The sequence below is a fragment of the Methylovorus sp. MM2 genome, from assembly GCF_001648895.1.
GTDB lineage: Bacteria > Pseudomonadota > Gammaproteobacteria > Burkholderiales > Methylophilaceae > MM1.
Genome location: NZ_LXUF01000008.1, coordinates 1 through 404, shown reverse-complemented (window position 1 = coordinate 404; position 404 = coordinate 1). Strand labels below are relative to the sequence as shown.

Annotated in this window: 1 protein-coding gene; it reads right to left on the bottom strand. The window is 35.6% G+C overall.

Features of this window, described 5'->3' with window-relative positions:
* On the bottom strand, nt 1-202 hold a 202-nt coding region (locus A7981_RS07610), incomplete at its 3' end, for a GNAT family N-acetyltransferase (RefSeq protein WP_131800950.1).
* Nucleotides 203-404 lie beyond the last annotated feature (202 nt).

The window sequence follows — 404 nt, the reverse complement described above, 5'->3', positions numbered from 1 at the left end:
TCATAATATGTTCCATAATTTGACTGCCGTAACCTTGACCTTGGTAACTTTTCAAAACTGCAATATCAACAATTTGAAAAACAGTTCCTCCATCGCCAATCACTCTACCCATACCAATTAACCTATCTTTATCATACAAGGTTACTGTAAATAAGGCATTAGGTAATCCTTTTTCAGCTGCTTCGCGCGTCTTTGGACTCATACCTGCATTAATCCTTAATGTGCAATAATCCTCGCAAGTCGGAATATCATATGTCACTTTAACCATTATTTGCCCCACTTTTAAACACACAATATATCAACCTAGTATAAATGTTTATTTACAATAGACTTATTCGCTTCTTTAAGCACTTCATGATGACTTGAAACATAACCCTCTGCATTCGCATCTGGTTGGATATATG